Below are 14,619 nucleotides of genomic sequence, written 5' to 3' on the forward strand. Positions count from 1 at the left end.
GTGGCTCGCGTCGTACGCCTCCTTGCTTCCTTGATCGCCGCGACCCTCGGCGCCACCCTGCTCGCGCCTGGTCACGCGCAGGCGTACGAACCTGTGCAGGGCAACGTCGAGATCGTGGCCGCCTACCCCGGCGTGGTCCGGATCAAGGGGTGGGCGATGTCGGAAAGTTGGCCCCAGGCACGCCTCGGCGTGTGGGTGCTGCGGGGCGGCGGCTATGAGTACGAGCGCGTCGGCACTGCCGATCTGGCGAGCCCCGGCACCCCTTGGGACGGCCACGCCTTCGATCTGCCCGTCCGTGTCGGCGACGCCCGTTATGGGGAGATTCGCGTGGCTTTCTCCGAGTATCGACCGTCCGGGGGACAGCCCTTCCGAGAGCTCTACCTCCCCGATCTGCAGCGCGAGCCCTTCGGCCGGCTGGACAGTGTCAGCTCGCCGGGCGCGGGCTTGATCAAGATCCGCGGCTGGGCCGTCGATCCACTCGAGCTGGACCGCCCGGTGCGGATCGAGCCTCGGGCTCCGATGGGCCAGGTCTATACCGGAGTTGCGCGTCCCGACGTCGTCACTGCCTACCCCGGCTATCCGGCCGGCTCCGGCTTCGAAGTCACCCAGCAGGTGCCCCCTGGCACCCACCAGGTGTGTGTGCTCGCGTGGGGCGAGTCTGGCTACCCCAGCCCAGGCGACTTGGGTTGTCAGACCGTCACGGTCAATCCGCCGGGCGTCATCAGGGGCGCCATGGATGTCGCGACCGCCTCGGAAGGCCGCGTACGCGTGAAGGGCTGGGCCTTCGACTATGACGCGCCCGCACAGCCGTTGCAGCTGCTGCTCTTCGTGGGCGGCAACTTCGACACCCCCGGCGTACAGAAGATCGAACTCGGGCCCGCCAAACTGCCGCACCCCGGGGTCAATTCGACCTTCGGTGTTCCCGGCGACCACGGCTTCGACTTCACGGTCCCGGTCGACAGGTTCGGCGACCAGCCGCTCTATCTCTACGCCCTGAACGCGCCGGGCACTGCGGGCGACAACACGCTCGTCGGTTCGACGACGCTGCGGATCCCCCGAGATGTCGACCCGCCGGACACGAAGGTCACCTCGGGTCCGGTGGGCACGGTCACCTCGCCGACGGTGTCGTACTCGTTCTCGGCAACCGAGGTCGGCTCGACCTTCGAGTGCTCCTGGGACGGCGAGGCCTGGACGGCGTGCACCTCTCCCTCCACCCGCACCCTTGACGCCGGACCGCACGTCTTCGAGGTGCGCGCCACCGACCACGCGGACAACCGTGACGAGACGCCCGCCAGCCGCGGCATCATCGTCGACCCCGACGGGACGTCTCCGGTGCTCACGGTCCGCGCGAAGGCGGTGAAGAAACGGTCCAGGTTGCGTGTCAACATCGGTCCGGACTCGGCCGCGGTCAACTACAGGTTCCGGGTGCAGCGCCGAGTCCACGGGAAGTGGAACACCGTCAAGCGTTCGCGCACGCGCGGGCCCAAGGACGTACGCACCCTCGACCTGCGTCGTGGCGTCTATCGCGTGAAGGTACCGACGCAATTCGGGTTCCCGGCGCGCAAGAGCCGCACAGTGCGGCTCGCGCGGTGAGTGCTCAGGCGTCGTAGTCCACGGCACATCGTGCGCCGGTCGGGTAGGACTGGCAGGTGAGCACGAAGCCGGCCTCGACCTCGGCAGGCTCCAGCGCGTAGTTGCGGCGCATGTCGACCGCCCCGTCGGTGACGAGCGCGCGGCAGGTCCCACACACCCCACCCTTGCACGCGAACGGCAGGTCGGATCGCAGCCGTTGCGCGCCGTCGAGGATGGTCTGGGCGCGGCTGAATTCGGCCGTCGACGACAGCCCGTCGAGCGTGATCGTCACCTCGGTGGTGGCTCCTTGCACGGTGGCCTCGGGGCGGATCAACTCGGGCGGCGGCTCGTCGACATAGAAGAGCTCGTAGTGGATGCGCTCGGCATCGACACCCAGCCACTGCAACGTCTCTCGGGCTTGCTCGATCAGACCATGCGGCCCGCAGACCCAGACGTGATCGACTGCCCGAATCGGGACGAAGGCGTTGATCAGCCGCTCGATCCGCTCGCCGTCGAGACGACCGGAGAAGAGCTCGACGTCGCGAGGCTCGCGAGAGAGCACGTGGATCAGGTTGAACCGCTCACCGTACGAGTTCTTCAGGTCGGCCAGTTCCTCGGCGAACATCACCGTCGCGCTGGTGCGGTTGCCGTAGAGCATCGTGACATCGCCACCTTCGTGGAGTGCGGTGGCCGCGATCGAGAGCATCGGGGTGATGCCGGAACCCGCCGCGATGCACAGGTGTCTTCTCGTCGGATCGAGCAGCCGGAACGAGCCGCTCGGTGGCTGGACCTCGATCACGTCGCCCGGCTTGACCTGGCGCACGAGCCAGGTCGAGAAGAGCCCGTCGGGCACGACGCGAACGCCGATCCGCAGGGGGTGTCCGGCTGGAGTGCACAGGGAGTACGTACGCCGTTCGTCTCGGCCCTCGATCCTGCGCCTGAGGGTGAGGGACTCACCTGGCGTGAACGCGTACGCCTCTCGCAGGTGTTCGGGGACCTCGAACGTGAGAGCCGCGCTGTCGTCAGTGAGGGTCTCGACGTTGCCCACGCGGAGTTTGTGGAAGGTCGCTCTCATGGATAGTCCAGTGCGAAATGGTCGTGTTGAAGGGGGTCGAGACAGCCATTTCGCACTGAACTACCCGACATCTCAGTGCTCCTTCAGGTGCTCGAAGGGCTCGTGGCAGGACCCGCAGACATAGAGCGCGGTGCACGCGGTGGGGCCGAACTCGCTGGTGAGTTCGCCCGGCTCGCCGCAGCGTGGACATCGGGTCGTACGCCTGCTTGGGCCGAGAGTGAGCGGGATTGGTCCGGCCTGTCGTGGCGCCGGGCCCGGCGCGGACAGGCCGTGTTCGCGCAGTCGCGATCTTCCCCGCTCGGTGATGTCGTCGCTGGACCAGGCAGGAGTGAGTTGATGCCGGATCTCTACCTTCGAGAAGCCGCCCTGGGTGAGCCGGCGGGTGAGGTCGTCGCGCATAGCGGTGAGCGCCGGGCAGCCGGCGTACGTCGGGGTGATCGTCACGATGACCACGCCCTCGGACAGTTCGACACCGCGAAGCACACCGAGATCGGCGAGCGTCAGCATGGGCAACTCGGGATCGACCACGGATTTCGGCGAGCTTTTGTGCCCGCTCGGCGGGATTCATGCGTGCTTTTGTGCCGGGTCGGCGGGATTCACGCGCGCTTTTGTGCCCGGTCGCGGGCAGGGTGAGGTGCTCGGTCACCATCGGCCCTCCGGGTGCGCGCGGGCGACCGACTGCATGGTCGCGAGCAGGTGGGACAGGGCTTCGGTGTGCAGCCCTTGGCGACCCGTACGCCCGCCTACCGCTGCCATCGGGGCGATCTCGGGACGGCTGATCACAGCGGCCTCGAAGACCTGGTCGAGCACGGCGTCGACGTCTGCTCGCAGAATGCTGGGATCGGCGGCCACACCGGCTTGGGAAAGGCGAGTCTCGGTGTCATCGGCCTGGAAGAGTTCGTCGAGATAGGGCCAGACTTGATCGAGCCCTTCGCTGATTCGTCGCCTGGACTCCTCGGTGCCGCGCGCCAGGGTGACGAACCAGCTCGCGGCGTAGTCGCGGTGATAGGTCACCTCCTTGACGCCCTTCTCCGCGACCGCAGCCAGCACGTGGTCACGACTTCGCCGCAGTTCTTCCAGGAGCGCCAGCCGGAACGTCGAGAAGACCAGCAGCCGCGCGATGGTCTCGCCGAAGTCACCGTTCTCGGCCTCGACCAGGCGTACGTTCTTGAAATCCTGGGCCTCACGGAAGAACGCGAGGGTGTCCTCGGGAGGGCGTACGTCATCCCGGTCGTCGCGAGCCGCTGCAGCACGCGCCAACAACAGCCGCGCCTGCCCGAGCAGGTCGAGTGCGATGTTGGCCAGCGCGATGTCGTCCTCGAGATCGGGAGCGTGCGAACACCACTCGCTGAGTCGATGCGAGGCGATCAGGGCGTCGTCGCCGAGCATGAGGCAGTACGCCGCGAGGTCCGCGCCGTCGACGCCTGCGGGCAGCGTGGTGTCGACACCCGCGAGCGGGTCCTCGAAATCAGTGCCGAAAGCCCAGTGTCCGGCGTCATCGACGTGCGCGTGGTCGACCAGTTCGGCATAGATCGACTCGTCGCTCTGGGTCGGGTCGGGCGTGCCGGTCATAGGTGCGGCACGTCCTCGGCGATCTCATAGAAGGTCGGGTGCCGATAGACCTTGTCGCCAGCGGGCGCGAACAGCGGGTCCTTCTCGTCGGGGCTGCTCGCGGTGATGTCGACCGACCTCACCACCCAGATGCTGACGCCCTCGTTGCGCCGGGTGTAGACGTCGCGCGCGTGGCGTACGGCCATCGCGTCGTCGGCGGCGTGCAGGGAACCGACGTGGACGTGGTTGAGGCCGCGCTTGCCGCGGACGAAGACTTCAAAGAGGGGCCACTCGGGGTGGATGTTGTTCATCGGGGGTCTCCTTGGTTTCGAGACGCCCGCTTCGCGGGCTCCTCAACCAGCGGGGAGGCGGCGTACGCCATCGCCGCCTCGCGCACCCAGGCACCGTCGTCGTACGCCTTCTTGCGGTGCGCCATCCGTTGGCGGTTGCAGGGGCCGTTGCCGCTGATGATCTGCTTGAACTCGGCCCAGTCGGGTTCGCCGAAGTCATAGGAGTCGCGTTCGGCGTTCCACTTCAAGTCCGGGTCGGGCAGCGTCACGCCGAGGATCTCGGCCTGCGGCACCGTCATGTCGACGAAGCGCTGACGCAGGTCGTCGTTGGTGTTGCGTTTGATCCCCCACGCCATCGACTGCGCGGTGTTCGGCGAATCCGCGTCGGGAGGGCCGAACATCATCAGCGCCGGCCACCAGAATCGATCGACCGATTCCTGCACCATCTCGCGTTGCGCCTCGGTGCCGCGCATCATCGTGGCCAGCAACTCGAAGCCCTGCCGCTGGTGGAAGGACTCCTCCTTGCAGATCCGGATCATCGCGCGTCCATAGGGGCCGTACGACGTGCGGCACAGCGGCACCTGGTTGCAGATCGCGGCGCCGTCGACGAGCCAGCCGATGGTGCCGACGTCGGCGTACGAAAGCGTCGGGCAATTGAAGATCGAGGAGTATTTCTGCCGCCCGCTGATCAGCATCTCGGTGAGTTCACGGCGCGAGATCCCGAGCGTTTCGGTGGCCGAATAGAGGTAGAGCCCGTGACCCGCCTCGTCCTGCACCTTCGCGAGCAGGATCGCCTTGCGGCGCAGGCTGGGCGCTCGGGTGATCCAGTTGCCTTCGGGCTGCATCCCGATGATCTCGGAGTGCGCGTGCTGGGCGACCTGGCGGATCAGCGTCTTGCGGTAGCCCTCAGGCATCCAGTCGCGCGGCTCGATCCGGTCGTGACGCGCGATGACGGCATCGAAGTCGGCTTCGAGCGTGGTGCTCATGGCCCTCCTTGCGATTTACCGACCGATTGGTCGGGAACTAGTGTGGCAGGCGTCACATCCCCAGGCAAACGGTCGTACGGCTCCGCCACGCGGCCGGTCGAGCAAAGTCGAGACCAAAGGACTGACATGACCCGCCTGTTGGAGCACTACGGCGGCTTCGGCACGGTGTTCTCCTATGCCTCGAAGGCCAAGCGCGAACTCCCCCCAACGCCACTCATCTGCTCGACGGCACGCTGGAGCCACTCGGGCGTGGCGGCACGTTCGTCGGCCAGCACCTCAACACGTCGCGGCCGGGCGTGAGTGTGCAGATCAACGCCTTCAACTTTCCCGTCTGGGGGCTGTTGGAGAAGCTGGCGCCCGCCTTCCTGGCCGGTCTGCCGAAGATCGTGAAGCCCGCCGCGCAGACGGCCTACCTGGCCGAGGAGGTCGTACGCCGGATCGCGGACCTACTGCCCGAGGGCACCTTGCAACTCGTCTGCGGTGCCCCGGACGGACTCTTGGAAGCGCTCGGTCCGCAGGACCACGTGGGTTTCACGGGCTCCGCGCGCACGGCTGCCATGCTGCGAAAACACCCCGCCGTGGTGACGGGCGGCGTACGCCTCGGAGTCGAGGCCGACTCGCTGAACTGCTCGATCCTGGGCACTGACGTCAGCGTCGACGATCCGGAGTTCGAGCTCTTCGTGCGCGCCGTCGTCACCGAGATGACGGTGAAGTCGGGCCAGAAGTGCACCGCGATCCGCCGCGTGATCGTGCCGTCGTCGTTGGCCGATTCTGTGACCGCCGCGGTCGGGCGGTTGCGCTCCTCGTGCGACGCGCTCCTGCACTTTGAGTCCGCAGCGGACTCAAAGCGGAGCGCGCTGATGTCACCGGTGCTGTTGCGAGCCACGCCGAACAGCCAGGCCCGCGCGTCGGACTCGTCAGCAGGAACGTCGTCCAGCCGTCGCCAGGCGATCAGCATCACCTCGCCGACGAGGTCCTCAGCTTGATGTCCAGGTACGCGTCGGCGTACGAAATTCAACAGGTCGACGTACGCAGCGTCATAGACCGACCGGAAGCGCTGCTCGCGCTCGAGTTGGGTTGCGGTCGGCTCCATGTCCTGTTCCTGTCTCGGGCAGGCCAAGTGTGTCGCAGGAGATCTGGGGGAGCTTGGCGACGGTCGTACAAAAGCGAAGGTGCCCGGCAGCGGACTGCCGGGCACCTTGAGACGTGCGTGATGCGAGTGGTCAGGGGGTTGTGCAGGTCAACACCGGGTTGAAGACACCGATGTCGTTGGCATTCTGGCAGGCGCCGTAGCCGTTGGGGGCATCGTCGAAGGTCCAGACCAGTTTGATGGTGTATTCCCCCGTAGTCGGGACCGTGTAAGTGCCGCCGGTGGACCCACTCTGGTTGTAGTTGTGCGACGAGTTCTGATACTCGCCGTCAACCGGCTTCACGGCGCCGGGGGCGCTCACGGTGGTGCCCAACTGCGTGCCAGTCGTCGCCGACGTGACGTTGGTATAGGTCGAGCCGCTGTTAGCGCTCGTTGTCGGCTCGATGAACACCCGGAAGTTGGTGCCGATCGGGTTGGCGCCATAAGAGGCCCAGTCGAAGGTGAAGTTCAGCACTGTGCCTGCGGCCAAGCACTTGCCGCCCTGGGCGAGCACCAGACCAGCGCCGTCGGCGTCCGGGTCCTGTTCGGCGATGGCGACGTTGGTGTACGGACCACCGCCGCCGGGACCTCCGGCCGCACACGCCAAGGGCGGCTGGCCGGAGGGGGCTTCGTTACACAGACACCCATTGGTGCCCTGCTCCGGCTCCCAACTCGACACCACGTCGGTGCTGCCCGTGTTGTCCTTGATCTCGCCCAGTTTGGACAGTGTCCAGGTTCCGGGCAGGAAGGTCACGGTCGGGCATTCGCCCGGCGTGCAGAGCACTTGAGAGGAGGCGTACGCCGGGGCACTTGAGGCGAGCGCGACGGCCGGCACTGACCACGCGGCGCCCTTCGCGATCGAACGACGGGGGACAGCAGGCATGACCATGATGGCTCCAATAAGGGGGGAACGGGGGGACTCGGGGGCAGTCACAGACAAACGCCCTCTTTAAACCCCCACCTCGACCTTAGCCTTGACATCGGTTCTCTTCTTCATCGAGGAGGATCGTCAGTCGGGAGGGCTCTGCCGCAGCGACTGGCACGGCTGGATGGGCCACGACGCCGACATCCCGCCTGGGAGCGCGCACAATGTGCGCGTGGGGAGCACGCCGCAGGTTGCGGGATATCGAGACGTACGCCCGGCCACCGGGGGCAACTCCGGCGAGGTGTTCTTGGCGTGCAGCGAAGAAACCGGAGAAGAGGTCGTGCTGCGGGTGTTTGGCGCTGGCCACCGAGCCCGCGGTCCCGAGGCGCCCGGGGTGCAGGCTGCCGTGCTCCGGCTGATCGATCCCGCGATCCCAGCGCCGCGACTCGTCGAGTTGCGCGAGTGCGAGGACAGCGCCGTGCTCGTCACGACCTGTCTGCCCGGCAGCATCCTCGACGACGTGCTTACCGAGCGCCCCGACCTCAGCGAAAATCTCGGCACCAGCCTCGGTGCCGCACTAGCCCGACTCGGCAACATCGGGATGCGCGGACCCGGCGACTTCCTCGACGCCACCCTCAAACGGCGCGTCTGGCAGGAGGGCGCCGAGTCGCTCGTCACCTGGTGGGACCGCTGGTGTCACCGCGGCCCGATCCTGCAGCTTCCGCAAGCTCAACGAGCAACGCTGCGAGAGTTGTGTGCGTACGCCGACGAGCTCCTCGCGAGCAGCCCGCGCGCCTGTCTCGTGCACGGCGACCTGTCCCTGCGCAACATCTTGTGCGATCCCGAGTCGGGCGAGATTACGGGACTCTTCGATTGGGAGTTCGCGCACTCCGGCCACCCACTGGAGGACGTCGGACACGCGCTGCGCGAGCGGCCCGACTCTGCTTTCACCGACGCGATGCTGACAGCTCTCAACCAGGCGCTCCCGGCTGCGGAGCAGGCCGACGTCGCGACGCTCAGGGAGCGCGCGAGAGCCGCCGATCTCTTCTGGCTGATCGAGATCGGTTCGCGCCTTGGCGAGGGTTCCGCGACGACGACGTGCCACCGCGTACTGCGCGAGATAGCAGCGGCGCGGGCGCTCGTTCCGCCCCACTAGGCTCCAAAGATGAGATTGCGCGCGCTCGTCGGGATCACCGTGAGCCTGGGTGTCCTGACCGGCTGCACCGGTGATCCCGACAGCGAACCGGAGACCAAACCCGTCCTCACCCCGGCGACCGTCGCCACCGAAGACGCGCAGATCACCGACGCCGACCTCGGGGCGTACGAAGAGGCCGCGAGCCGCACCCGCGAAGACTCCTACTACCCGCACGTGGGCGACCCAGGGGTCGACACGTTGCACCACAACCTGAAGCTGCGCTGGAACCCCGAGACCCACACGCTCACCGGGCGAGACGCGATCACGTTCCGCGCGACGACCGACGCCGACGAGTTCCAACTCGACCTGTCGCCGACCTTCAAGGCGACCAAGGTGCGCATCGAGAAGCAGGCCGCCGAGACCACCCACGAAGGCAAGGACCTCGTGATCCACCACCCGGTGACCAAGAACGAGGTCTACAAGGTCGTGATCGGTTATCGCGGCAAGCCCGAGCCCGTACGCGCACCGACTCGCCGCGACGACATCCCCGGTCTCGGCTTCACCCTCACCAGCGCCGGCAACGTGTGGACGATGCAGGAGCCGTACGGCGCGTACACCTGGTATCCGGTCAACGACCAACCGGCCGACAAGGCGTTCTACGACGTGGCCATTACCGTGCCCGATCCGCTCGTCGGCGTCTCCAACGGCACTCTGACCGAGCGCACCACGAAGAACGGCCGCACCACTACGAAGTTCCACAACACCGACCCGATGGCGTCCTATCTGGTGACGCTGGGCATCGGCGACTACACCCACGAGACCGACGAGACCGCGTCCGGCACGCCGCTCAACTATTGGGTGCTGCCCGAGCAGCACGACCGCCTGGCGCGACTCCGGGTCACCAAGCAGGCGCTGGAATGGGTCGAGACCAAGCTCGGCGACTACCCCTTCGACAGCGCCGGCGTGCTGCTCACCGAATCCACTAGCGGCATGGAGACCCAGACCCTGATCACCCTGGGCGACACCGACTACGCCACCTCGCCACCAGTCCTGGTGCACGAACTGGTGCACCAGTGGTACGGCAACCTCGTCGGCCCCACCGACTGGCGTGACCTGTGGATGAACGAAGGCATGGCGATGTACCTCCAGGCCGTCTTCGAGGCCAAACACGGCGGACCGAGTTTGCGCGCGACGATCGAGGGTTGGCGCGCGAACGACTCCTTCCTGCGCGGCGACGAGGGCCCGCCCGGGGCGTACGACCCCCACGCTTTCGGCGGCTCGATCGTCTACACCTCCCCTGCGGTGATGTGGGCGGACCTGCGCGAGCAGATCGGCGACGACGCCTTCTGGGAGCTCGTCCGAGCCTGGCCGGAGGTCGCACCGGACACCGCGACTCGAGAGGAGTACCTCGCCTGGATCGAGGCGACGACCGGCGAGGAACTCACCGCGTTCTTCGACCGATGGCTGACCGGCGAGAGCACACCGGGTTAAGTTCCGTCCATGCCCGAGCGCACCACGCCGACTCCCGAACCCGCCCTCGCGAAGGCCCAGCCTGCCGGCAAGCCGCGCCGTCTCAACGCCCGCCAGTTGATCGATCTGGTCCTCGACGACGGATCGTGGGTGTCCTGGGACACCGCACCGGCGCGACGTGGTGTGTCGCCGGAGTACGCCGCTGAACTCGACGCGACAGCCGTGAAGTCGGGCGCCGACGAGGCGGTGCTCACCGGCCAGGGCACGCTCAACGGTCGGCCGATCGCGGCCCTGATCGGAGAGTTCGGCTTCCTCGCGGGCACGATCGGTCGGGACGCGGCCGACCGGGTGGTCGCGGCCGTCGAGCGCGCCACTCGTCTGGGGCTGCCCCTCGTCGCGGCCCCGACCAGCGGCGGCACGCGGATGCAGGAGGGCACCCCGGCGTTCGTCCAGATGGTCCGGATCACCGCCGCCGTCACCGCGCACCGCCAGGCCGGGTTGCCGTACCTGGTCTATCTACGCCACCCCACGACCGGCGGCGTCTCCGCCTCCTGGGGGTCGCTGGGCCACGTCACCGTTGCCGAGCCCGGTGCACTGGTGGGCTTCCTCGGCCCGCGCGTGTATGAGGCGCTCTATGACAAACCCTTCCCCGAGGGAGTCCAACTGGCCGAGAACCTCTACGAACGCGGCATCATCGACGCCGTCGTGCCGCCCGAGGAGATCGGCGGCATCCTCGACCGGGCACTGCGGATCCTGCTCGCCCCGCGCGAGGGCATCGCGCCGGTCGCCGATCCTGGCGATGGGGATGTGCCCGACGTCGAGACGTGGGACTGCGTGACGCGTTCGCGGCGTCCTGATCGGCCGGGCGTACGCCGTCTGTTGCGCTATGCCGCCAGCGATGTGGTGCCGTTGAACGGCACCGGCCAGGGAGAGGCCGATCCCGGCCTGCTGATCGCGTTGGCGAGGTTCAAGGACGCGCCGTGCGTGTTCTTGGGTCAGGATCGGCGCGGTCAGACCACCGATCACCAGATGGGGCCGGAGGCTTTGCGTGAAGCGCGACGCGGGATGCGGCTGGCCTCGGGAGCTCGGGCTCCCGCTCGTCACGGTGATCGACACCCAGGGCGCCGCGTTGTCGGCCGATGCCGAGAACGGCGGACTCGCGGGCGAGATCGCCCGGTCGTTGGCAGACCTGGTTTCACTCGAAGCTTCCGACGCTGTGCCTGATGTTGGGCGAGGGCAACGGCGGCGGTGCGCTCGCGTTGTTGCCCGCCGACCGGATCATCGCGGCCCAGCACGCCTGGCTCTCTCCGCTGCCACCCGAGGGTGCATCGGCGATCATCCATCGCGACCTCGATCACGCACCCGACATGGCGCGCGCGCAACACGTACGCGCTCTGGACCTGCACCGCCTCGGCATCGTCGACCGGATCGTGCCCGAGTTGCCCGACGCCGCCGACGAGCCCGAGGAGTTCTGTCGCCGCGTGGGAGCCGTCTTGGAGTACGAACTCGCGGCGCTGATGCGGGTCGGACCTGGCTCGGCGCGGCGGCGGACGTTGCGTTATGACTACTGAGGACGTGCGGGTCTCGACTTTGCTCACGACCCCCGCTTTGCTCGACCGCCGACGGTCCGGCACGCTAGGACCGATCAACGACGTTGCGTAGGAGAGTGATCATGGCCAAGAACCACCTGCCTGAAGGCGCCGACGACATCGGCCTGGTCGAGATCGACGAACACCCCGAGCGTTACAAGAAGGACGGCCGACTCAGGGCCGACTTCTACGACGCCGAGATGGAGCGCCTACAGGAGCAACTCGTACTGCTGCAGTACTGGATCCAGCGGCAGGGCCTGAAGGTCCTGGTGATCTTCGAGGGCCGCGGCTCCGCCGGCAAAGGTGGCGTGATCAAGCGCATCACCGAGCGGACGTCACCTCGTACGGTCCGAGTTGCCGCGCTCCCCGCACCCACCGAGCGGCAGAAGACCCAGTGGTACTTCCAGCGCTACGTCGAGCACCTGCCGGCGGCCGGCGAGATGGTGATGTTCGACCGATCTTGGTACAACCGCTCCAACGTCGAGTGGGTGATGGACTTCTGCACCGAAGCCGAGCACCAGGAGTTCTTGCGCTCCTGCCCGGAGTTCGAGCGGATGCTGGTGCGGTCGGGGATCACGGTGATCAAGTACTGGTTCTCGGTGTCGTACGACGAGCAGCGCGCGCCGCTTCGAGGCGCGCAACGCCGAGCCGCTCAAGCGCTGGAAGCTCTCCGACATGGACCTGGCCGAGCATGAGCTCTATGTCGAAGTACTCCATGGCCAAGGACACGACGTTCCAGTACACCGACATCAAACAGGCGCCTTGGTACGTCGTGCCCAGCGACGACAAGAAGGCTGCCCGGCTCAACTGCATCAGCCACCTGCTGAGCCAGTTCGACTACGACGACGTCGCGCCCGACGTGGTCGAGTTGCCGGTGATGAAGGAGATGCCGTACGTCCGCCCGCCGATGGGTGAGCAGACGTTCGTGCCGCAGCTCTACTGAAGCTTTCGAGTCACCAGCGCTGGCGGGCCTCTTCGGCCCAGCCGGTGAGGCCGTCGACGGCGACCCGTTCGCCCTCGACCTCGACGTGGCCGGTGAAGTGTCCGAAGCACTGGTGGGTGTGTGAGCCGACCACGCCGAGCTCGGTCTTCGCGATGCGTTCGTGGAAAGGCTCGAAGCCCACGTCGACCCCCGCCCCGGTGATCTGCCAGGGCCGTAGCCAGTCGCGGGTGTCGTACGTCCACTCCAGGTCGGCGCTGATCTTGTGCAGGCGATCGCCGATGACGATGCCGTTCTCGGTCGAGCCGGTGCCGTCGGTCCAACCACCGCCGAGGTTGAGACTCAGCCCTTCCTGGTGCCCGGCCGCCCAGTTCCAGCGGATCTTGTAGGGCCATCTGCCGCGGCCGTGGTCCAGCACGGCGAAGGAACCGGGCGCGACACCGTACGCCTCCCCGGCGACCGTGATCCGGCCCGTGACCGGGCGGCCGACGTCCTTGACGGTGTATTGGAAGAGCTTGTCGGTCCACGGCACGACGACGCCGAGCGAGTCTCGGCCGGTCCTCGGAAGGGCGAGATCGGCACTGACCTCGCGCCCCCGCACGGTGATGTGCGTCAGGTCCGGCAGGTGGTCGATCTGGATGTCGAGGTCCTTGGCGAACCCGCTCACCCGGCCGTCCCCGCAACGCTCGGGCATCGTGGTGTTGCGTGCGAGCGGGACGACCACGTCCTGCATTCGCTCGGTGCCCTTGTCGCGATCAAGCAGGTAGACGCCGTGCACAGCCGCGTAGTCCAGGCTCGACACCACGATCCCCAAGATGTGCTTTCGCGACACGATGCCCCAGTATTCCCAGCGTTTCGTACGCCCCCAGCCTTTGAGGTTGCCGCGGTGCAGCGGCTGGCGAGTCCAGCCCACCGCATCCCGGTTGAGGGTGCCGTCGGGGTTGCACAGGTCGACCGGCTCGGTGATCTCGCGTTCGGGCATGGGCCGATTCTGCCAAGGCGCCGACCGGGCGCAAGTGCACGCGTGTGCGGCGCCGACCGGGCGCAAGTGCACGCGTGTGGGGCGCCGACCGGGCGCAAGTGCACGCGTGTGCGGAGCCGACAGGTGACCAGACCCCTGTCCAACCGCGAACCCGCGCCGCTATCGTGCCTGACGTGACGAAGACTTATGTAGTAACAGGTTCGGCCTCGGGCATCGGTGCGGCCACGGCGCAGGCACTCCAAGACCAGGGACACACGGTGATCGGTGTCGATCGGCACTCGGCCGACGTCGTCGGCGATCTGGCGACCGCCGAAGGCAGAGGCGCCGTGGTCGAGGCGATCGCAGCCCAGGCCGGGGTTATTCATGGGATCGTGGCCAGCGCCGGTCTTGCCGGAGGCACGGGCGGCGACCCGGCTCTGCTCGCCTCGGTCAACTTCTATGGCTCGGTCGAAGTGGTCGAAGGACTGCGTACGCAGCTGAAGGCAGCCGAGGGCGCGTCAGTCGTACTCCTGTCCTCGAACTCGGTCGAGTGCCAGCCCGGCTGGCCGGTGTCGGTGGCCGAGGCGATCTTCGCCGGGCCAGAGGAGTCCGCGCGCGCCGCCGCTGCGGAGACCGACGCGCCGTCGGTCTATCCCGCGTCCAAGTCCGCGCTGCGGTGGTGGGTACGCCGCGAGTGCGTGGCCTGGGCGGCCGACGGCATCCGGCTCAACGCGATCGCACCAGGTCTCATCGAGACCGCGATGGCGACCCAGATGCGCAACGATCCCGAACTCGGGGTCTTCGTCGAGGCGTACCCCAGTGCCCTCGGGCGTCCGGGCCGCCCCGAGGAGGTCGCGGCCCTGATCTCGTTCCTGCTCTCCGACGCGTCATCGCTGGTGGTCGGCACCACGATCGTCGTGGACGGCGGCACCGACGCGATCATCAACCCGACCCGCGTCCCCTAGCCCACCTGTCGCATCTGCTCCGGCCAACCCCCTCGACCTGTCGCATCTGCTCACCTAAAGTAAAGAAAACTGTGCATTAGCGACAGGTCGG

The 14,619-nt window shown here is 67.5% G+C and carries 17 protein-coding genes; 10 read left to right on the top strand and 7 right to left on the bottom strand.

Annotation, left to right across the window (positions count from 1 at the left end):
• A complete protein-coding gene (locus V9G04_12735; protein MEI2714122.1) occupies positions 1 to 1,593 on the top strand; it encodes a hypothetical protein in 1,593 nt (530 codons plus the stop codon).
• A gap of 4 nt (positions 1,594 to 1,597) precedes the next feature.
• On the opposite strand, the gene paaE is transcribed toward V9G04_12735, so the two are convergent.
• The 5 genes from paaE to paaA form a co-directional block, all read right to left on the bottom strand.
• Positions 1,598 to 2,647: a 1,2-phenylacetyl-CoA epoxidase subunit PaaE gene (gene paaE, locus V9G04_12740; protein ID MEI2714123.1), complete on the bottom strand. Its 1,050-nt coding sequence runs from the start codon at positions 2,645 to 2,647 to the stop codon at positions 1,598 to 1,600.
• Positions 2,648 to 2,719: 72 nt separating this feature from the next.
• Positions 2,720 to 3,175, bottom strand: coding sequence for a 1,2-phenylacetyl-CoA epoxidase subunit PaaD (paaD, locus tag V9G04_12745; protein ID MEI2714124.1), 456 nt, complete (start codon positions 3,173 to 3,175; stop codon positions 2,720 to 2,722).
• Between the two features lie 114 nt (positions 3,176 to 3,289).
• Complete coding sequence (gene paaC, locus V9G04_12750) at positions 3,290 to 4,219, bottom strand: 1,2-phenylacetyl-CoA epoxidase subunit PaaC (GenBank protein MEI2714125.1); 930 nt, start codon at positions 4,217 to 4,219, stop codon at positions 3,290 to 3,292.
• Complete coding sequence (gene paaB / locus V9G04_12755; protein ID MEI2714126.1) at positions 4,216 to 4,509, bottom strand: 1,2-phenylacetyl-CoA epoxidase subunit PaaB; 294 nt, start codon at positions 4,507 to 4,509, stop codon at positions 4,216 to 4,218. The genes paaC and paaB overlap by 4 nt, the downstream gene beginning before the upstream one ends.
• Positions 4,506 to 5,474, bottom strand: coding sequence for a 1,2-phenylacetyl-CoA epoxidase subunit PaaA (paaA, locus tag V9G04_12760; protein ID MEI2714127.1), 969 nt, complete (start codon positions 5,472 to 5,474; stop codon positions 4,506 to 4,508). Before paaA ends, paaB begins: the two co-directional genes overlap by 4 nt.
• A gap of 126 nt (positions 5,475 to 5,600) precedes the next feature.
• On the opposite strand from paaA, the gene V9G04_12765 reads away from it, so the two are divergent.
• Entirely contained in the window at positions 5,601 to 5,774 is a 174-nt protein-coding gene (locus V9G04_12765; GenBank protein MEI2714128.1) for a hypothetical protein, read from the top strand.
• Positions 5,771 to 6,460, top strand: a complete 690-nt coding sequence (locus tag V9G04_12770) for an aldehyde dehydrogenase family protein (GenBank protein ID MEI2714129.1) — start codon at positions 5,771 to 5,773, stop codon at positions 6,458 to 6,460. Before V9G04_12765 ends, V9G04_12770 begins: the two co-directional genes overlap by 4 nt.
• Positions 6,461 to 6,697: 237 nt before the next feature.
• On the opposite strand, the gene V9G04_12775 is transcribed toward V9G04_12770, so the two are convergent.
• On the bottom strand, positions 6,698 to 7,492 hold the full coding sequence (locus V9G04_12775; protein MEI2714130.1) for a hypothetical protein: 795 nt from the start codon (positions 7,490 to 7,492) through the stop codon (positions 6,698 to 6,700).
• Positions 7,493 to 7,577: 85 nt separating this feature from the next.
• Here V9G04_12775 and V9G04_12780 point away from each other — a divergent pair, with 85 nt between their 5' ends.
• The 6 genes from V9G04_12780 to V9G04_12805 all read left to right on the top strand — a co-directional run bounded on the left by V9G04_12780 (position 7,578) and on the right by V9G04_12805 (position 12,605).
• Positions 7,578 to 8,624, top strand: coding sequence for a phosphotransferase (locus V9G04_12780; GenBank protein MEI2714131.1), 1,047 nt, complete (start codon positions 7,578 to 7,580; stop codon positions 8,622 to 8,624).
• 9 nt (positions 8,625 to 8,633) lie between these two features.
• Entirely contained in the window at positions 8,634 to 10,094 is a 1,461-nt protein-coding gene (locus V9G04_12785; GenBank protein ID MEI2714132.1) for a M1 family metallopeptidase, read from the top strand.
• Positions 10,095 to 10,103: 9 nt separating this feature from the next.
• Positions 10,104 to 11,297 carry a carboxyl transferase domain-containing protein gene (locus V9G04_12790; GenBank protein ID MEI2714133.1) on the top strand — a complete coding sequence of 398 codons (1,194 nt, stop codon included), beginning with the start codon at positions 10,104 to 10,106 and terminating at the stop codon, positions 11,295 to 11,297.
• Entirely contained in the window at positions 11,297 to 11,644 is a 348-nt protein-coding gene (locus V9G04_12795) for a carboxyl transferase domain-containing protein (protein MEI2714134.1), read from the top strand. The genes V9G04_12790 and V9G04_12795 overlap by 1 nt, the downstream gene beginning before the upstream one ends.
• 101 nt (positions 11,645 to 11,745) lie before the next feature.
• Positions 11,746 to 12,357, top strand: a complete 612-nt coding sequence (locus V9G04_12800) for a hypothetical protein (protein MEI2714135.1) — start codon at positions 11,746 to 11,748, stop codon at positions 12,355 to 12,357.
• Positions 12,252 to 12,605: a hypothetical protein gene (locus tag V9G04_12805; protein ID MEI2714136.1), complete on the top strand. Its 354-nt coding sequence runs from the start codon at positions 12,252 to 12,254 to the stop codon at positions 12,603 to 12,605. Before V9G04_12800 ends, V9G04_12805 begins: the two co-directional genes overlap by 106 nt.
• A 10-nt stretch (positions 12,606 to 12,615) precedes the next feature.
• Here the strand turns inward: V9G04_12805 and V9G04_12810 are convergent, their stop codons facing one another.
• Positions 12,616 to 13,584 (bottom strand): DUF2804 domain-containing protein, encoded by a 969-nt coding sequence (locus tag V9G04_12810; GenBank protein MEI2714137.1) that lies wholly within the window; start codon positions 13,582 to 13,584, stop codon positions 12,616 to 12,618.
• A gap of 173 nt (positions 13,585 to 13,757) precedes the next feature.
• Between V9G04_12810 and V9G04_12815 the strand changes: the two genes are divergently transcribed.
• Positions 13,758 to 14,528 (top strand): SDR family oxidoreductase, encoded by a 771-nt coding sequence (locus tag V9G04_12815; protein ID MEI2714138.1) that lies wholly within the window; start codon positions 13,758 to 13,760, stop codon positions 14,526 to 14,528.
• The last annotated feature ends 91 nt before the right edge of the window (positions 14,529 to 14,619 follow it).

This window comes from Nocardioides sp., from assembly GCA_037045645.1.
Classification (GTDB): Bacteria; Actinomycetota; Actinomycetes; order Propionibacteriales; family Nocardioidaceae; genus Nocardioides.